Raw genomic sequence first — 17,166 nt, 5'->3', positions numbered from 1 at the left:
GTGCAGCACATGGCTCGCCCGCAGCGGCCCGGCCTTGCCGACATAGAGCCACAGGAAAGGCGTCCGCAAATATTCGCTGACCGCATAGGCGACCGCGACGCCGAGCGCGCCATAAGGGAGGCCGATGGCGAAGGCCAGCACCGAGGTGACGGCGGTGATGATGCCCCAGCGCATGAAATCGCCCGAACGGCCCTGGCTGACGAACAGCCATCCGGCCGGATTGTTGAGCGGCTGCAGCAGGCCGGCGAAGCCCAGCGCGAGGAAAATGTTGGCGCTCTCCCGCCATTGCGGGCCGAGCACGAAAGGAATGAGCGTATCCGACATGGCGGTGGCGAAGGCCACGCCCGGCAACGCCACCAGGAGGATCAGCGGCATGACGCGCAGATAGGCGCTGCGATAACGGTCCGGCTCGTCCTTCAGCCGCGAAAGTGCCGGCACCATCACCTTCGACAGCGGGTTGGTGATCTGGCTGAGCGGGAAAAGCAGCAGCTTGTAGGCGCGGTCGTAGAGGCCGAGCTGCGCCTCGCCCCAATATTTGCCGATCAGCACATTGTCGAGATTGCGGGCGAAGAAATTGGCGAAGTTGAAGCCGGTGATGCCGGCGCCGAAATTGATCAGCTGGCTGATGCCTTCGACCTTGCGCGGCAGCCCCGGACGCCAGCGCGATGACACCCAGTAGCAAAGCGTCGGCAACACGGCGCCGGTCAGCGTGCCGGCAAAAAGCGCCCAATAGGAGCGGTCGATGAAGGTCCAGGCGATCGAGACCACAAGGCCCGTAACGGCGCTGGCGACGTCGATGACGGCGAGCCGGCTGAATTCCATGCGGCGCGTCAGCAGCGCCAGATGCTGGGCGCCGAGACCATAGGCCATGATCTGCAGGCCGAAGGCGGCAACCAGCCCGGTGACGCGCGGCTCGCCGTAGAAGGTGGCGACCAGGGGAGCCGCCGCAGCAAGCACGCAGGCCAGGATCACGCTCACCGCCGTGTTGATCCAGAAGAGGTAGTTGACCTCCTCGTGCCGGATGCCGGTTTTCTGGATCGTCGCCTGGGTCAGGCCGAAATCCTGGAACAGCGCGATGAAGGCGAGCACCGGCGCGCACATCGCCACGACGCCGAAATCCTGCGGCGACAAAAGCCGCGACAGCACGATGACCGACACGATTTGGGTGGCGACCCGCACGCCCTGCGCCATCGCGGTGACGACGGCGCCGCGCCCGACCGATCTGCGCAGGGAGCCCTCGGGCGGATCGAATGCACTGGTTTCCAAATTCTGGATTCCTGATTTTGCGCCAGTCATCATCGCGACCGGCGCCCGCCGCCATGCACAAACTACCGCAAGAGGTTTTTGCAGCGCAACAAAAAATGTGCGCCGATTGCTACGCTGCACCAAAAATGTTGCGATGCAGCAAAAGCTGTACTAGCATCCCCTCTTGGGTGGCGGGCCCAAAAGCGGTCGAGTTTCATGCTGCATGTCTTGTACCTTGTGCATGACATATCCGACCCGGCGGTGCGCCGGAGGATAAAAATGCTCAGGGCAGGCGGCGCCGGGATAACCCTGGCGGGCTTCCGTCGCACCTCCAATCCGATCGCCGAGATCGAAGGCATCAAGCCCGTCGACCTCGGACCGACGCGCGATGGCCGATTCGCCCAGCGCATCGGTGCAGTTGCCAAGGCCGCCATGTCGATCGGAGCCAAATTCGCGGGCCTGGCGCGACCCGACCTGATCATCGCGCGCAATCTCGAGATGCTGGCGCTTGCCAGCCGCGCCAGGCGCGCTTTCGGCGCCGGCGTGCCGATCGTCTACGAGTGCCTCGACATCCATCGGCTGGTGTTGCGCAACGACCTGATCGGCAAGACGCTGCGCGGCGCCGAGCGCCATCTGGCCCGCGACGTCAAGCTTCTGGTGACCAGCTCTCCCGCCTTCGTCGCCAATTATTTCAAGCCGTTCGGGCAAATCGCGGCGCCGGTCGAACTGATCGAGAACAAATATTTCGACACCATGCCTGTGCCGGCGGATCATCGCCGCGAGGACGACAGTCCGGCGGCGCCGCCTTGGCGCATCGGCTGGTTCGGCGCGCTGCGCTGCCGGCGCTCGCTGGAACTCCTGGCCGAGTTCACCCGCCGGCAAGACGGACGCTTTGAAGTGGTGCTCAGGGGGCGTCCCGCGCTCTCCGAATTCCCGGATTTTCATGCCTTTGTCGAAGCCGAGCCCTGGCTTTCCTTCCGCGGTCCCTACCGCAATCCGGAGGACATGGCGGCGATCTACCGCGAGGTGCATTTCTCCTGGGCGATCGATTTCTTCGAACAGGGCCAGAATTCCGAATGGCTGCTTCCCAACCGCCTCTACGAAGGCTGCCGCTTCGGCGCCGTGCCGATCTCGATGGCGAGCACCGAAACCGGCCGGTTCCTCAAGCAGCAGGACATCGGTGTGCTTCTGTCCGAGGCCACGTCCGAAGGACTCGACACCGCGCTCGGCCGAATGGGTCAGGAACACTACGGCAAGCTGAAGTCGCGGGTGCTGGCACGCAATCCGCGGACCTGGAGCTACGACCGCAGTGATTGCCTGGCTTTCGTCGACAAGCTGCGCGGCCTGACCGCCGGTCGCGGAAGCTTTGCGACCGAGGCGCTGGCATAGGATGGCTAAGAATGGACAAAACCCGATGACGCGCACGACGGCATCGAGCCTGATCGTCATCCCCTGCCTCAACGAGGCCGCTCATATCGGCGGGCTGCTCCAGCGGTTGCTGCCGGCCGCGGCGCGGCTCGGCGCGCGCATCGTCGTGGCCGACGGCGGCAGCACCGATGGCACACAACGCATCGTCGAAGATCTCGCTGCGGAGGATCCACGCGTCATCCTGATCGCCAATCCGAAGCGCATCCAGAGCGCGGCCATCAACCTTGCGGTGGCGACCTTCGGCGACGACGCCGACTATCTCATCCGCATCGATGCGCATGGCGGATATCCCGCCGATTATTGCGACAGGCTGGTCGAGGAAGCGCATGCCACGGGTGCCGATTCGGTCGTCGTCTCGATGCTGACCAGCGGCACGGGCGCGGTACAGAAAGCCGTGGCGGCGGCGCAGAATTCCAGGCTCGGTACCGGCGGCTCCAAGCACCGCCACATGTCGGCCGGCGAGTGGGTCGATCACGGCCACCATGCGCTGATGCGCATTGCCGCGTTCCGCGCGGTGGGCGGCTATGACGAGAGCTTCAGCCACAACGAGGACGCCGAGCTCGATCACCGCCTCCGTCTGGCCGGCTACCGCATCTGGATGAGCGGCAAGACGCAGATGGTTTATTATCCGCGCTCTACCTTGAAGAGCCTGTTTTTCCAATATCTCGGCTATGGCCGCGGCCGCGCCAGGAACGTGCTCAAGCATCGCATGATGCCCAAGTTGCGGCAAATGATCCCGCTGCTGGTGTTTCCGGTGGTCCTGATGGCGCTCTTGTCTCCGATCTTTGTGCTGGCAGCCGTGCCGTTTCTGGTGTGGGCGGGTGTCTGCCTCGGTTACGGCATCCGGACCGCGATCAGCCAGCGCAATCCCGCCATCGCGTTGGCCGGCGTGTCGGTGATGGTCATGCATCTGGGCTGGTCCATGGGCTTTTGGCTGCAACTTTTCGGCCCGCAGCCGTCGCGTGAGGCGACGTGATGGCTGCGAAGAAGAGCGGCAGCATCGACATCTGCATCTGCACTTTCCGCAGGCCGGAGCTTGCCGACACGCTGCGCTCCATCGCCGCGCTGGAGAACCCCGCCGGTTTCGAGATCGGCATCGTCGTTGCCGACAATGACGACGAGCCGAGCGCGCAGCCGCTGGTGAAGGCGCTGGCGCAGGAACTGAAGCTGCCGATCCGCTATCGCCACGCGCCGGCGCGCAACATCTCGATCGCTCGCAACGCCTGCCTCGATGCCAGCGTCTCGGACCTCGTCGCCTTCATCGACGACGACGAGACGGCTTCGCCGGGCTGGCTCGTCGAACTCCTGGCGACCGCGGAGGCGACCGGCGCGACGGCCGTGCTCGGGCCGGTCCGCGCGACATATCGCCAGGACGCGCCGGACTGGATGCGCAAAGGCGATTTCCACTCGACCTTGCCCGTCTGGGTGCGCGGCGAGATCCGCACCGGCTACACCTGCAACGTCCTGCTCAGGATGACCGAGGAAAGCCTGCGCAACCGGCGCTTCAGCCTGGCGCGTGGCCAGACCGGCGGCGAGGACACCGAATTCTTCGATTCAGTGGTCAAGTCCGGCGGGCGCATCGCCTTTGCCTCCCAGGCCTTCGTCGACGAGGTGGTGCCGAGCTCGAGGGCCGCCTTCGACTGGCTGCGCCGCCGCCGCTTCCGCTTCGGGCAGACGCACGGCCATCTCATCGGGCGCAACACCGGCGGCCTGCGCCGCGTCTGCCAGATCGGTCTCGCCTCGGCGAAGGCGGGCTACTGCTTCGGTATGGCGCTTTTGGCCGCAGTCAGCCCGGTGCGACGGAACCGCAGCATGCTGCGCGGCATTATGCATCTCGGCGTCGTCAGCGGTTTGGTCGGAGTCCGCGAAATCCGCCAGTACGGCATCACTCCGCAGGAAGGGGAAAAGCGTGCAGCCTGACGTCAGCTTCGTCATCGCCGCTTACAACGCCGAGGCAACTCTCGACCGGGCGATCGCCAGCGCGATGGCCCAGCGCGATGTCGCGATCGAAGTCATCGTCGTCGACGACCGGTCGAACGACCGCACGCTCGATGTCGCGCGCGCTTATCCTCAGGACATCGTCAGGGTGGTCGCTCTTCCCGCCAACCGCGGCCCTGGCGGCGCCAGGAATGCCGGGCTCGATCTGGCCCGCGGCCGCTGGGTCGCCGTGCTCGATTCCGACGATGCCCTCCTGCCCGGCAGGCTGGCGGCCATGATCGCGCGGGCCGAGAAGGCGGGTGCCGAGATTGCGGTCGACAATGTCCAGGTCGTGCGCGAGGACGGCACGCCCGAAGACATCATGTTCCCGACCGGGTATCTCGAAGAACTCGGCGAAATCTCGCTGACCGACTATATCGCCGGCAACATCGTTTTCGAGTCGCGCTTCAACCTCGGCTATCTGAAGCCGATCTTCCAGCGCCGTTTCCTGGACGAAAATCAGCTCCGCTACGACGAGAAGCTGCGCATCGGCGAAGACTACATTCTTCTGGCGAGCGCGCTGGCCAAAGGCGGCCGCTGCGTGGTCGAGCCGACCGTCGGCTATGTCTACCATATCCGCACCGGCTCGATCTCGCGCGTGCTCGAGTTGCATCATGTCGAGGCGATGGCCGAGGCCGATGCCGCCTTCGCGGCCGAGCATTTCATGGACGACGGCGCCAAGTCGGCTTTCGCCAGACGCGGCCGCAGCCTGCGCAAGGCGGCCTCGTTCCTGTCATTGGTGCAGCACATCAAGGCGCGTGCGCCGCTGAAGGCGATACGCACGGCGCTCAGCGATCCGGCCGCGGTCCGGCATATGTCGATGCCGATCGCGGCTCGGCTGAGAAGGGTTGCGGCACAGTTTGCCGTGGGCACTGGGAGGTGAAGTATGCAGGCGCATGGAATGCGGTTTCATAGCCAGCGATAGGTAAAAAAGCGATATCCTCAGAAGGAATAAGCGATGCAGAAAGTCAGGAAGGCAGTCATACCGGTGGCGGGGCTCGGAACGCGGTTCCTGCCGGCGACCAAGTCGATGCCGAAGGAAATGCTGCCCGTCGTCGACAAGCCTGTCGTGCAATATGCCGTGGACGAGGCCTTCGAGGCCGGCATCGAGCACATCGTCTTCGTCACCGGGCGCAACAAGGCGGTCATCGAAGACTATTTCGACCTGCACCCTGAACTGATCGGGACGCTCGAGCAGACTGGCAAGAAGGCGCAGCTCCAATCGCTGGAAAGCTTGCTGCCGGTGGCCGGCGCCACCTCCTTCATCCGCCAGCAGTCGCCGCACGGTCTCGGCCATGCCGTATGGTGCGCACGCGACGTGATCGGCAACGAGCCCTTCGCGCTGCTGCTCCCCGACATGGTGTCCTTCGGCGCGCCGGGCTGCCTGGCGGAAACCGTCGACCTCTATCAGCGGACCGGCGGCAACGTCATCGCCGTCGAGCGCTGCGATCCTTCGGAAACCAGCAAATACGGCATCGTCGGCCGCGGCGCCGAGGTGGCCTCGGGCTTCGAAGTAACCGCCATGGTCGAGAAGCCGGCCCCCGCCAACGCGCCGTCGAACTTCTACATCAACGGCCGCTATATCCTGCAGCCGGAGATCTTCGCCCTGCTCGGCACCCAGCAACGCGGCGCCGGCAACGAGATCCAACTCACCGACGCCATGGTTCGACTGGCTGAAAGCCAGCCTTTCTATGCCCAGCCCTTCAACGGCCGCATGTTCGACTGCGGCTCCAAGGAGGGCTTCATCGAGGCCACCATCGCCTTTGCTCTGGCGCGCGACGACATGAAAGGACCTGTCTTCGAAATGCTGCAGCAATTCGTCCGGTCGCACGAGCGCCGGGAAGTAGCCGCATAATGCCCAAATTTTGGGTGCATATGCGGAATCGCGATGGCGCGACAGCCGCGCAAGCGCTTGGCCTTCTTGGCCGGGCGCTCCGTGGCACGAATGTTGCGTGGCCTTTTCTGGTAACGACGACACTCTTCGAAGGCCGGTAGCGCCTGCAACCTGGAATTGGACCGACGATGAATTATGCCAACTTTCCTCTCGACAAGAGGATGCCATTGCCCAGCACCGAACCGGAAAAGGGTGAAGACTTCATCGACATCGAGCGTCTGCTTGGCATGGCCGCCCGGCAGGCCAAGGTGGTGGCGGTCTGCGCCGTCATCGGTCTGTTCCTGGGTGTGATTTATCTCCAGACGACGCCCAAGCAATACACCTCCCTTGCGAGCGTGCTGATCGACGACGGCCTGAACAAGGTCGTGGACGACATTTCGGCTGTCAGTGCCACGCAGCAGACGGACGCGACGATCCTCAGCCAGATCGAGATACTCAACTCGGCGCGGCTGGCATCGGAGGTGGTCGACAAGCTGAAGCTGGACCAGAACCAGGAATTCATGAACCCGCCGCAATCGGCTTTGGCCCAGGGAATCGGATTCTTGCGCGGCATCGTCGGCTATTTCCGCAGCGGCGGCGGCAACCAAATCCCCGGGATCGAGAATGTCGATGCCGCAACGCGCGAAGCCATGATGAAGGCGGCGACCCATGACTACGCGGTTCTCGTGCTGCAAACCGGATTGATGGCGGATCGCAACGGCCGCAGCAATGTCATCAGCATCGGCTATCAGTCGACCAATCCGGCTTTGGCCACGGCCATCACCAAGGCCTATGCGGACGCCTACCTTGCCGACCAGCTCAACGCCAGCTTCGACGCCACCGAGCGCGCGGCCGTTTGGCTGCAAGGCCGGCTGACCGAACTGCGCGAAAGCTCGCAGGCAGCTGCGCTGGCGGTCGAGAAGTTCAGGGCCGAGCACGGGCTTTCCGCAAACAGCGACGGCCAGTTGCTCAGCGACAAGCAACTCGCCGACCTGAACGCCCAGCTCATCGTCGCGCAGGCCGATACAGCCCGCGCCAGCGCCCGCTACCAGCAGTACAAGGCGATCGTCGACAGCGGCTCCGAAAGCGCCTTCAACGATTCCGCGATAGCGGCCGATCAGCCGAGCAGCTCGGTCATCATCGCGCTGAAAACCCGCTATCTCGCGATCGCCAAGCGGTTGCAGGACGTCGAGAACAACTTCGGCAAGGATCACCCGCAGGCGGTTGCGCTGGCCAAGGAGAAGGCCGACGTGTCGGCGCAGATCTTCGGACAGCTGAAACAGATCACCGAAAGCTATCGAAACGACTATCAGGTGGCGCAGGCGCGCGAGACCGCGCTTAGGGAGAAAATCGCCACCCAGGCAGGCAAGAGCTCGATCGACAACCAGTCGCAGGTCAGGCTGAAGGAGCTCGATCAGCAGGCGCAGGCGCTGACCACGCTCTATCAGACTTTCCTTAGCCGCTACGAGGAAGCGTCGCAGCAGCAGTCATTCCCGGTCGGCAAGGTCCGGATCATCTCCGACGCGTCGATGCCTCTCACCGCCTCAGCTCCGCGCACCTTGCGCGTGCTGGCGCTCTCGCTGGTGCTTGGCCTCATGCTCGGCGCCGGCTGCGGAGGCCTGAACGAATTCAACGAGCGCTTCTTCCGGACAGGCGAGGACATTCGCGACCGTGTCGGCCTGAAGTTCCTCGGCTATCTGCCGACGATTGGCGGCGGCAAGGCCAAGGAGTCGAAGCCGGACGACTTGCCGGCCGACGGCAAGGTCACCAGCCTGTCGGCCGCCGAGAAACGGGCGCGCATGCGGGTGAGCCTCGATGCGCCGGCCTCGATGTTCGCCGAGACGCTCCGCAATGCCAAGATCGCTTTCGACGTGGTGATGGAAGACAAGGGCAGTCGGGTGATCGGCGTCATCTCCGTCCTGCCCGGCGAAGGCAAGTCGACGGTTGCGGCGAACCTCGCCGGTCTGCTCGCCGCCAACGGCGCCAAGACTTTGCTGATCGATGGCGACCTGCGCAATCCGGGCCTCAGCCGCAGCCTCGGCATGGAGTCGGAGCACGGGCTGATGGAGGCGGTGGTCAATGGACAGACCTGGCAGTCGGTCGGCAAGGTCGACCGCCAGACCAAGCTGGCGATCATCCCGGCCGTGGTGCGCGGCCAGTTCTCGCACACCAGCGAGCTTCTCGGCTCCGCCGGCATGCGGCGTTTCATCGAGAACGCCAAGGAGACGTTCGAATACATCATCGTCGACCTACCGCCGCTCGGCCCGGTGGTCGACGCCAAGGCCTTCGCGCCGTTGGTCGACGGCTTCGTGCTCGTCACCGAGTGGGGCCGCACGCCACGCGCCATGGTGCGCTCGATGCTGGAGTCCGAACCCTACATCGCCGAAAAGATCACCGGCGCGGTGCTCAACAAGGTCGAGCTGAAGAAGCTGGCGAAATACGGCTCTCTCGGCGGTTCGGAAAAGTTCTTCGACCGCTATTCGAGTTACTACCTCGAGAAGTCGGAATCGCGCGCCAAGCAGGCCGCCTAAAGCAGTTTATCCGACGAAAAGCCGCGGCGGTTATTCTCCGGTCGACAGCAGCCGCCCATATTTGCCGACGATCCTGAGGGCGGTCAGCCGGCCGCTCTGGAAGGCGCCGGTGTCGATGCCGAGCCGGCGCCCGTCGAGCGTCGGAACGTCCACGATCGTATGTCCGTGCACAACCCAGCGGTCGAGGCGGTGCGCCGCCGCCAGGAACTCGGATCGTATGTTGAGCAGGTCGGCCTCGTCCTGCGCTTCGAGCGCGATGCCGGGCCGGATGCCGGCATGGACGAAAAGGAACCGCTCCGAACAGATCATCACCGGCAGCGTGCGCATGAAGGCGACGTGGGTGGCCGGAATGGCCTCGCGGATACGCTCGTCCACCTCTTCGCTCGATCCGTAGAGATCGGCCAGGCGGTCCGGGTCGATCCCGTAGGAGAACAGCGTTTCCCGCCCGCCGACGCGGAGCCACGGCTCCAGTGACAGATGGCCGTCGAGATAGGCGAGCATCGCCACTTCGTGGTTCCCGGCAAGGCACACGCGCATGAAACCTTCTGGCGGCGGTGCCATCAGATGCTCGACCACGCGCCGCGAATTGGGCCCGCGGTCGACATAGTCGCCGAGCATGATGATGGTCTTGCGGCCGCGGAACTGCAGCGCGTCGAGCTCGATCTTCTGCTCCAGCGTGCGCAGCTCGTCGTAGCAGCCATGCACGTCGCCGATCGCGTAGACCACCGTGTCCCGCATGTCCATCATCAGCCGTTCGCGCGGCAAGGGCCGGGGTCGTCTCGATCGTTGGAACAGGCTCACGGATTGAGGCTCGGTACTCAAGCTAGGGTCATGCCACGCAGCGTGGACCAAGCCTCGATATCATGTCGAATGCAAGCATTTCCACACCGGGCTGCTCGATGCACATCGCCAAAAAGGCGCAGCGGTCTTGGCAAAACGACGTGCATCAATACCCCGAAAAGCGTCGCCTGAATCCGTTTCAGCGCGATGCGCTTTAGGCCGCTTTGAGCCGATAGCGGAAAAGCGTGCGGTCGAGCAGCATGCGGACGCGCGGCTCGGCCTCGGCCGCCACCAGCCAGCTTGCCGCGATCATGGCCATGCCGACGATCGGGATCGAAACCAGGTATGGCACGCCGGCGCGGATCAGGACGCCGAGCAGCGCCGCGCCGACGACATCGTGGATGAGGTAGAGCGGATAGGTCATCAGCCCGATCCGGCGCCAGCCGCGCCAGGAAAGGTTGAGGCGCAGCGACCAAGCCATCAGCGCCACCGCGGCCAGGAAGATGATGATCGGCGGCGCATAGGGCATCGCCGCTTCCACCTTGATGCTGTGCACGTCGACCGAGCTTACGATCTGCAGCGCTCCGCTGGCGAGAAACAGCGCCGAGAAGCAGAGCCGTGCCGCTGTCACCGCCTTGAAGCGCATCAGCCAGATGAGCACGCCGACCGCGAAGAACGCGCCGTGATGCACCAGGGTGAGCTGCAGCCAGCGCGCCTCCGCGAGATCGGTCCAGCCGAAGGCGAAATAGAGACACCAGAACAGCGTGCTGACCAGACCGATGATGACGGCGACAGCTTCCATCAGGTCGAATCGGCCGAACCGCAGCAGGGTCCAGACGATGGCGTAGAAGGCGATCTCGATGCCGAGCGTCCAGTAGACACTGTCGACCCATGGCTCGAACGGCACGAACAGCGCCGTGCGGGCAAGTCGCACCACGGCATCGGTCGGCCAGGAAAGACCGACCATCAGCAGCACGATCGCGGAGATGGGCGCGCAGACCCAGACCGCCGGCGCCAGCCGTCTGACACGGGCCTCGAAGAACTTCAGCGGCGTCGAATTCTCGGCGCTGAATGCGATGACGAAGCCGCTGATGACGAAGAACACCTGAACGCCGACCCAGCCGGAGCCGACAAACGCCATTTCGGGATGGGCAGGGATGTCGCCGGTCGAGCGCGCCGACACGCCGTCGGGAAACGCCCATACCCAGAAGCCGTAGTGATAGAACATCACCATGACGGCGGCGAGGAAACGCAAAATGTCGACGCCGCCGAATGTGGTCTTGTGCTGAGCCATGCCGTGCCTTCGGAACGGCCCCCCGGGCAGACTTCTAGGGGGTGCTGCTGCATTGCACAACAGTCGATTGCAGCGCAGGATGAATTCGCTAGGCTGCCTCGCGTTGCGATCCGGCGAGACGGCTAGATCCCGATGCCGCGCCCCTTGAGCGCCGCCGTGATCTCGTCGAGGATCGCGGGATCGTCGATGGTGGCCGGCATCGTCCATTCCTCCTTGTCGGCGATCTTCTGCATCGTGCCGCGCAGGATCTTGCCGGAGCGCGTCTTCGGCAGCCGCTTGATCGTCACCACCGTCTTGAAGGCTGCGACCGGTCCGATCCGCTCGCGCACCAGGCCCACCACCTCGCTTTCGATGGCGCGGGTGTCGCGCGCCACACCGGCGTTGAGCACGACGAAGCCGAGCGGCACCTGGCCTTTCATCGCGTCGGCGACGCCGATCACGGCGCATTCGGCGACGTCCGGATGCGCGGCCAGCACCTCCTCCATCGCGCCCGTCGAGAGGCGGTGCCCGGCGACGTTGATGATGTCGTCGGTGCGGGCCATGACGTAGAGATAGCCGTCCTCGTCCATCATGCCGGCGTCGGCCGTCTTGTAGAAACCGGGGAACTCCTCGAGATAGGCTTGGCGGAAGCGGGCGTCGGCGTTCCAGAGCGTCGGCAGGCAGCCTGCCGGCAGCGGCAGCTTGACCACGACATTGCCGAGCGTGCCGCGCGGCACCTCGTGGCCGGCATCGTCGAGAATGCGAATATCGTAGCCCGGCATCGGCACGCCCGGCGAGCCGTATTTCACCGGCAAAAGCCCGAGCCCGGCCGGGTTGATGGTCATTGGCGAGCCGGTCTCGGTCTGCCACCAATGGTCGATCACCGGACGGTTGAGCTTCTGCTCCGCCCATTTGATGGTCTCGGGGTCGGCGCGCTCGCCGGCGAGGAACAGCGTGCGGAATTTCGACAGATCGTATTTCGGCACGAACTCGCCGCGCGGATCCTGCCCCTTGATGGCGCGAAAGGCGGTCGGCGCCGTGAACAGCGCCACCACGCCGTGTTCCGAGATCACCCGCCAGTAGGTGCCGGCGTCCGGCGTGCCGATCGGCTTGCCTTCGAAGAGCACGCTGGTGCAGCCATGCAGAAGCGGCCCATAGACGATGTAGGAATGGCCGACCACCCAGCCGACGTCCGAGGCCGCCCAGAACACCTCGCCGGGGTTGACGCCGAACTCGTTGTCCATCGTCCATTTCAGCGCGACCATGTGACCGCCATTGTCGCGCACGATGCCCTTCGGCTGCCCGGTCGTGCCGGAGGTGTAGATGATGTAGAGCGGGTCGGTGGCCAAGACCGGCACGCAGTCGACATTGGCGCCGGCGGCGCGCTCGCGGGCGACCGCATCGGCATAGTCGATGTCGTAATTGTCCTTCATCTCGCAGCGCAATTGCTCGCGCTGCAGAATCAGGCAGGCATCGGGCTTGTGCTTCGACATCTCGATCGCCTTGTCGAGCAGCGGCTTGTAGGCGACGACGCGTCCCGGCTCCAGGCCGCAGGAAGCGGTGATGATCAGCTTCGGCCTGGCGTCGTCGATGCGGGTCGCGAGCTCATGCGAGGCGAAGCCGCCGAACACCACTGAATGCACGGCGCCGATGCGGGCCGAGGCGAGCATGGCGATCGCCGCTTCCGCCACCATCGGCATATAGATGATCACGCGATCGCCCTTGCCGATGCCACGGTTCTTGAGGACAGAGGCGAGCGCGACCACCTCGCGCTTCAGTTCGGCATAGGTGAATTTCCGGATCGTGCCGGTGATCGCGCTGTCATGGATCAGCGCCAGCTGGTCGGCGCGCCCCCCCGCCACGTGGCGGTCGATGGCATTGAAGCAGGTGTTGCAGGTGGCGCCTGTGAACCAGCGGCCATAGACGCCCGCCGCCGGATCGAAGACCTTTTCGGCTGGCGAATACCAGTCGATCGCTTTGGCCGCTTCGGCCCAGAACGCTATGGGGTCGCGTTTCCAGCCCTCATAGACTTCGTGGTAGCGTGAGGCCATCGACTTTTCCTCCCCAGGAACATTCCGTCGTATGGCAATAGCCTAAGCCGCTTTGGCCGGCCATGTCTCCTCGCATTTTGGTCGGCGTTGCCGGCAAACGGATCCAGCCGCTCCCGGATCGGAGCGCCTATGACGTCAGCAAGTGAATTCGGCTTAGAGCGGCAGTGCTGCCAGCATCAGCCCGACACCGCCGGCTATTAGAATGGCGGCCGCCAATGCCTTCCGATGGCGTTCGAATGCCGTCGGAGCGCGATCCCAGTTGTAACGCATACTGTCCACTCCCCAAAAAGCCGGCAGACTCTTAGCTTACTTATGGGAAAGATGGCAACCCTGGCGCGAATGGCGGCTTGATAGTGGTTCCAGCCCACCATCATTCTCGCGCGAGTTGGATAGTCTTTCCGGGGAAGTTTTGACGAAAAGAACTTACGAAAAACCGGTTCCGGTCAGGCGCGGGAAGCTGTCGAGCATCGTTGCGGGCCCGAGTGGCCCGATAGGCCCGGCCGTCTGACACGCAGCGTTGCCCGCTTGGCAATGGACAGCGACGGCATGCCGCGCTAATTGCAGTTCGGCATAGGGAGCGGGCGTATGGCTGAAATCGCCTTTGAAACGGTTCTGCGGATGGCGGACGACGCCTCCGTGCAGCATGTCGGCGACGGCGCCGTGGTGCTTCTGGCGCGCAGCGGCCAGCTTTACACCTGCAACGCCACCACCGAAGCGTTCCTCGACAAGGTCGACGGCGCCCGCAGCCTCGACCACATCGTCGATCTGCTGTCGGAAGAATTCGAGGTTGACAAGGCGACGCTCGGCGACGACATGACGGCGCTGGCCGCCGAGCTGGTGGCCGAAGGCATCCTTGCCGACCCGGGCGCGTGATGGCCGGCGGACCGTTCCTGCGCGCCCTGTTCCGCACTCATCTGTGGCTCAGCGCCCGGCTGATACCGGTACTGGTCGCCCGGCGCGATTTCGAAAGCGTGCTGAAATTGGCGCCGCTGCAATTGCCCACACTCTATCGTGGCCTGCCATGCAGCTACGTCGTCAGCCGCGTCAACCGCACGGTTCGGCATCCCTGGGTGATGCGTGATCGCAGATGCCTGAGGGAAGGGCTGCTCGGTTTTCGCTTCCTGCGGATGGCGGGTTTCAACCCCGACCTCCATTTCGGTGTCGATGCCAAATCGATGCATGAGCCGCGCCTTTCGGCGCATTGCTGGGTTTGCCTCGACGGCAAGCCGGTGGTCAGCGACAGCCTTCCCGACATGGTTGAAATCTATCGCCACCCCGGCGGCAGCGTGAAGGCGCGCGCCGCTTGACCGGCGCCGCAGCCACCGTTTGCTATGACCTCAACGGCCAGGTCATCGGCATATCGGCAGAGCGCGCCGAGCTCTGGCCGAGCTTCGATCTGATGCTCGGCACATTGCGCGTCAATGAAGCGGTCGAACCCGGCTTTCGCATCGATATCCTCGAAACGTCGGCGCTGCCCGAAAACCCGGAGGGGAAGCTCGCCTTCGACGGCGAAGTGCCGCTGGACGGCCATTGCCGCATCATCGACGCCGGCGACGTCGTCCATCTGGTCTTTCCCGGCCTCCAGACGGCCTCGATCCGTGCCGACGAGGGCTCGGCCGAAATCCGCGTTCATCCCGACAGCAAGGTCAAATGGACGCTGCTGATGATGGTGCTGGATGCCGCGCTCGATTCCGGCGGGCAGTACATGCTCCATACCGCCGGTCTGACGCTGCCCGATAGTGGGGCGCTCGTGCTGATCCATGCGCCAAGCGGCACTGGCAAGTCGACGACTTCAATGGCGCTGGCATCGCAGGGCTTCGGCCTATGCTCGGACGATGTGATGATCCTCGGCGCAACATCTGAAGGCACCCTGGCCTGGGGCATGCCGCGTAAGGTGAAAATCCATCGCAACACCGCGGCGATGCTGCCATTCCTCTCGCCCTGCCTTGGCGACAGATGGGACGCCGAGGGCGAGCAGGCCGTCTCGCTGGAGCGTCTCGCCGAGATCGTTCGCATCGAGGACGTCCGTCCCAGGCCGGTCTCGGCGCTGCTGCATCTGGCGCGCTCGACCGACGGCCACACCCGGCTCACGCCCTTGGCCAGGACCGATGCGATGGTCGCGCTTGCCACCGACAATGTCAGGACCGGCCTGACCGGCCTGTTGCCGATGCAGAAACGGCGGATGGCGTCGATCGCGGCACTGGTCAGGGCCGTCCCCACTTTCACCCTGGAAGTCGGCTCGAGCCCGGCCGATGCAGCGGGGCTGATCCGCGGCGCGGTGGAGAAGTAGATCTCCAAACGGGCTTTCAGGCTGGATAGGGCCTTGGCCGGGCAAGCCGCTGGACCCATCGGAAGGCGTCGCGGCTAAGGCGCGAGCGCATCTTGTCCCGCGAATTGACTCTGAGCAGCACGTTGCCGGTGATCAGCCATTTGGCGAGCCGTATCGACAGATCGGGCTTGATGCGGTTGGCAAGGGCGATCGCGCGCGGCTCGTCGAACAGCCGCCCTGTCACGTTGAGCACGGTCGCCAGCTCGAGCTCGATGCCGGTCATACGCGCGGCTTCGAGAAGGCGCGCTTCGGCTTCCGGCGATTGCAGAGCGCGCACACCTTGCAGCACGTCGATACAGAGCTGGAGCCGGTGGAATTTGTGGCCTCCGGCGGCATGAACGATGGCGATGGTGAGCAGCGACGCCGGCGTGTCGGCCTCGCCGCCGTCAATGATCTGCAACTCTCGGAAGCCGAGCGACAGGCGCCGCCGCATGCCGGTGTCATGCACCAGATTGCCGTGCAGCTCGATCAGCAGACTGGAGTTCTCCTTCTCCAGCCACTTGAACTCCTGCAACTCATGCGATTCGGCCTCGCCGCTGCCAAGCGTGAAGCCGCATTCGGCGATCACGTTGTTGGCCTCGCCGATGCTGGCCGGATCGACAAGTATGTCGATGTCGGTGAACGGCCGATCGGCAGCATGGCGATAAAGCTTGCGCGCGAACACCGGGCCCTTGACGATGCGAGCCGCAACGCCTTTCGCGGCCAAGGCCTTCATGATGCGGTCGCCGTGATATTGCAGCAGCATCGACTGCCCGGTCGCCAGTGTAGCCTGATCGCGAAGCCCGGAGAGTTTTTGCCGCAGGGCGGCATCGTTCGGCAGATCGGCCTCGCCGATTTCCCGAAGCTTGCGCAGCATGATCGGCAGCACGCCGTGGAACTCGGCATTGGCGAGCAGCGCAATGAGGCTGCTTGCCGAGAGGGCCCCGCCCCGCTCGGACGGCGCCTCCGGATCGGCAAATTTGAGCAGCAGCTTTTCTTCAGCAGGTGAAAGCGGGAGCAGCATCAACCGGGCAATATCGCGAACAACAGGCGACCATGGTCGCAGAAAAGCCCGCGCGACGCTACATCCCCCAGCGCAGCGCCGCCGTGTGCACCGGAGCGTCCCAAAGCGCCGTCGTCTCATCCTCGAGCATCGTCAGCGTGATCGAGCAGCCTGCCATGTCGAGCGAGGTGACATAGGAGCCGACCAGCGAGCGGGTCACCGTCACGCCTCTCTTCTCGAAGATTTTTCGCGCGCTGTTGTACATCAGATAAAGCTCCATCGATGGCGTGCCGCCGAAGCCGTTGACGAAAAGCAGCGCCGGTCCCCAGGCGCGGTCACCAAGATCGCCGAGGATTGCCGTGCAGATCTCCTCGGCGATGGCGTCGGCACTCTTCAGCTCATCGCGCCGCCGGCCGGGCTCGCCATGGATGCCGACGCCGAATTCCATCTCGTTGTCGCCAATGTCGAAGGTCGGCCTGCCCGCAGCCGGCACCGTGCAACTGGTCAGCGCCACGCCCATCGAGCGCGTCGAGGCGTTGACGCGGTCGCCCAGCGCCTTGAGCTCGGGCAGTGGCATGCCTTGCTCGGCCGCGGCGCCGACGATCTTCTCCACCACCAGCGTGCCGGCCACGCCGCGCCGACCGGTGGTGTAGGACGAATTCTCGACCGCGACGTCGTCATTGGTCACCACCTGCAG

The 17,166-nt window shown here is 64.5% G+C and carries 15 protein-coding genes; 9 read left to right on the top strand and 6 right to left on the bottom strand.

Annotated elements, in window-relative coordinates:
• The coding region (locus EOA32_RS18320; protein WP_145971316.1) for a lipopolysaccharide biosynthesis protein at window positions 1-1,266 on the bottom strand (1,266 nt) is incomplete at its 3' end.
• Window positions 1,267-1,461: 195 nt separating this feature from the next.
• On the opposite strand from EOA32_RS18320, the gene EOA32_RS18315 reads away from it, so the two are divergent.
• From EOA32_RS18315 to EOA32_RS18290, 6 genes are all read left to right on the top strand, one after another.
• On the top strand, window positions 1,462-2,634 hold the full coding sequence (locus EOA32_RS18315) for a glycosyl transferase family 1 (RefSeq protein WP_095828120.1): 1,173 nt from the start codon (window positions 1,462-1,464) through the stop codon (window positions 2,632-2,634).
• Window positions 2,635-2,659: 25 nt separating this feature from the next.
• Window positions 2,660-3,649 (top strand): glycosyltransferase family 2 protein, encoded by a 990-nt coding sequence (locus EOA32_RS18310; RefSeq protein ID WP_095828215.1) that lies wholly within the window; start codon window positions 2,660-2,662, stop codon window positions 3,647-3,649.
• A complete protein-coding gene (locus EOA32_RS18305; protein ID WP_095828119.1) occupies window positions 3,649-4,593 on the top strand; it encodes a glycosyltransferase in 945 nt (314 codons plus the stop codon). Before EOA32_RS18310 ends, EOA32_RS18305 begins: the two co-directional genes overlap by 1 nt.
• Entirely contained in the window at window positions 4,583-5,533 is a 951-nt protein-coding gene (locus tag EOA32_RS18300; protein ID WP_128372491.1) for a glycosyltransferase family 2 protein, read from the top strand. Before EOA32_RS18305 ends, EOA32_RS18300 begins: the two co-directional genes overlap by 11 nt.
• Before the next feature lie 75 nt (window positions 5,534-5,608).
• Window positions 5,609-6,505: a UTP--glucose-1-phosphate uridylyltransferase GalU gene (gene galU, locus EOA32_RS18295; protein WP_095799217.1), complete on the top strand. Its 897-nt coding sequence runs from the start codon at window positions 5,609-5,611 to the stop codon at window positions 6,503-6,505.
• A gap of 167 nt (window positions 6,506-6,672) precedes the next feature.
• On the top strand, window positions 6,673-9,054 hold the full coding sequence (locus EOA32_RS18290; RefSeq protein WP_095777034.1) for a polysaccharide biosynthesis tyrosine autokinase: 2,382 nt from the start codon (window positions 6,673-6,675) through the stop codon (window positions 9,052-9,054).
• Window positions 9,055-9,084: 30 nt separating this feature from the next.
• Here EOA32_RS18290 and EOA32_RS18285 read toward each other — a convergent pair whose 3' ends face one another.
• The 3 genes from EOA32_RS18285 to EOA32_RS18275 all read right to left on the bottom strand — a co-directional run bounded on the left by EOA32_RS18285 (window position 9,085) and on the right by EOA32_RS18275 (window position 13,158).
• Window positions 9,085-9,801, bottom strand: coding sequence for a metallophosphoesterase family protein (locus EOA32_RS18285; RefSeq protein ID WP_189407218.1), 717 nt, complete (start codon window positions 9,799-9,801; stop codon window positions 9,085-9,087).
• A 247-nt stretch (window positions 9,802-10,048) separates the two neighbouring features.
• Complete coding sequence (locus EOA32_RS18280) at window positions 10,049-11,128, bottom strand: acyltransferase (protein WP_128372489.1); 1,080 nt, start codon at window positions 11,126-11,128, stop codon at window positions 10,049-10,051.
• Between the two features lie 122 nt (window positions 11,129-11,250).
• The gene (locus EOA32_RS18275; protein WP_128372488.1) at window positions 11,251-13,158 is read right to left on the bottom strand and encodes a propionyl-CoA synthetase; all 1,908 of its coding nucleotides are present in this window, start codon (window positions 13,156-13,158) and stop codon (window positions 11,251-11,253) included.
• 585 nt (window positions 13,159-13,743) lie between these two features.
• Here EOA32_RS18275 and EOA32_RS18265 point away from each other — a divergent pair.
• The 3 genes from EOA32_RS18265 to EOA32_RS18255 are packed head-to-tail and all read left to right on the top strand — an operon-like array spanning window position 13,744 to window position 15,448.
• A complete protein-coding gene (locus tag EOA32_RS18265) occupies window positions 13,744-14,031 on the top strand; it encodes a PqqD family protein (RefSeq protein ID WP_095828113.1) in 288 nt (95 codons plus the stop codon).
• Entirely contained in the window at window positions 14,031-14,465 is a 435-nt protein-coding gene (locus tag EOA32_RS18260; protein WP_128372486.1) for a lasso peptide biosynthesis B2 protein, read from the top strand. The genes EOA32_RS18265 and EOA32_RS18260 overlap by 1 nt, the downstream gene beginning before the upstream one ends.
• Entirely contained in the window at window positions 14,462-15,448 is a 987-nt protein-coding gene (locus tag EOA32_RS18255) for a serine kinase (protein ID WP_128372485.1), read from the top strand. Before EOA32_RS18260 ends, EOA32_RS18255 begins: the two co-directional genes overlap by 4 nt.
• A gap of 16 nt (window positions 15,449-15,464) precedes the next feature.
• On the opposite strand, the gene EOA32_RS18250 is transcribed toward EOA32_RS18255, so the two are convergent.
• Window positions 15,465-16,490: a nucleotidyltransferase family protein gene (locus EOA32_RS18250; RefSeq protein WP_128372484.1), complete on the bottom strand. Its 1,026-nt coding sequence runs from the start codon at window positions 16,488-16,490 to the stop codon at window positions 15,465-15,467.
• A 58-nt stretch (window positions 16,491-16,548) separates the two neighbouring features.
• Window positions 16,549-17,166 (bottom strand): dihydroxyacetone kinase subunit DhaK (locus EOA32_RS18245; protein ID WP_189407216.1); only part of this gene is annotated, 618 nt, incomplete at its 5' end.

Origin of the sequence: Mesorhizobium sp. M1A.F.Ca.ET.072.01.1.1 (genome assembly GCF_004023325.1) — a bacterium.
Lineage (GTDB): Bacteria > Pseudomonadota > Alphaproteobacteria > Rhizobiales > Rhizobiaceae > Mesorhizobium.
This window is presented reverse-complemented; position numbering and strand designations above follow the sequence as displayed.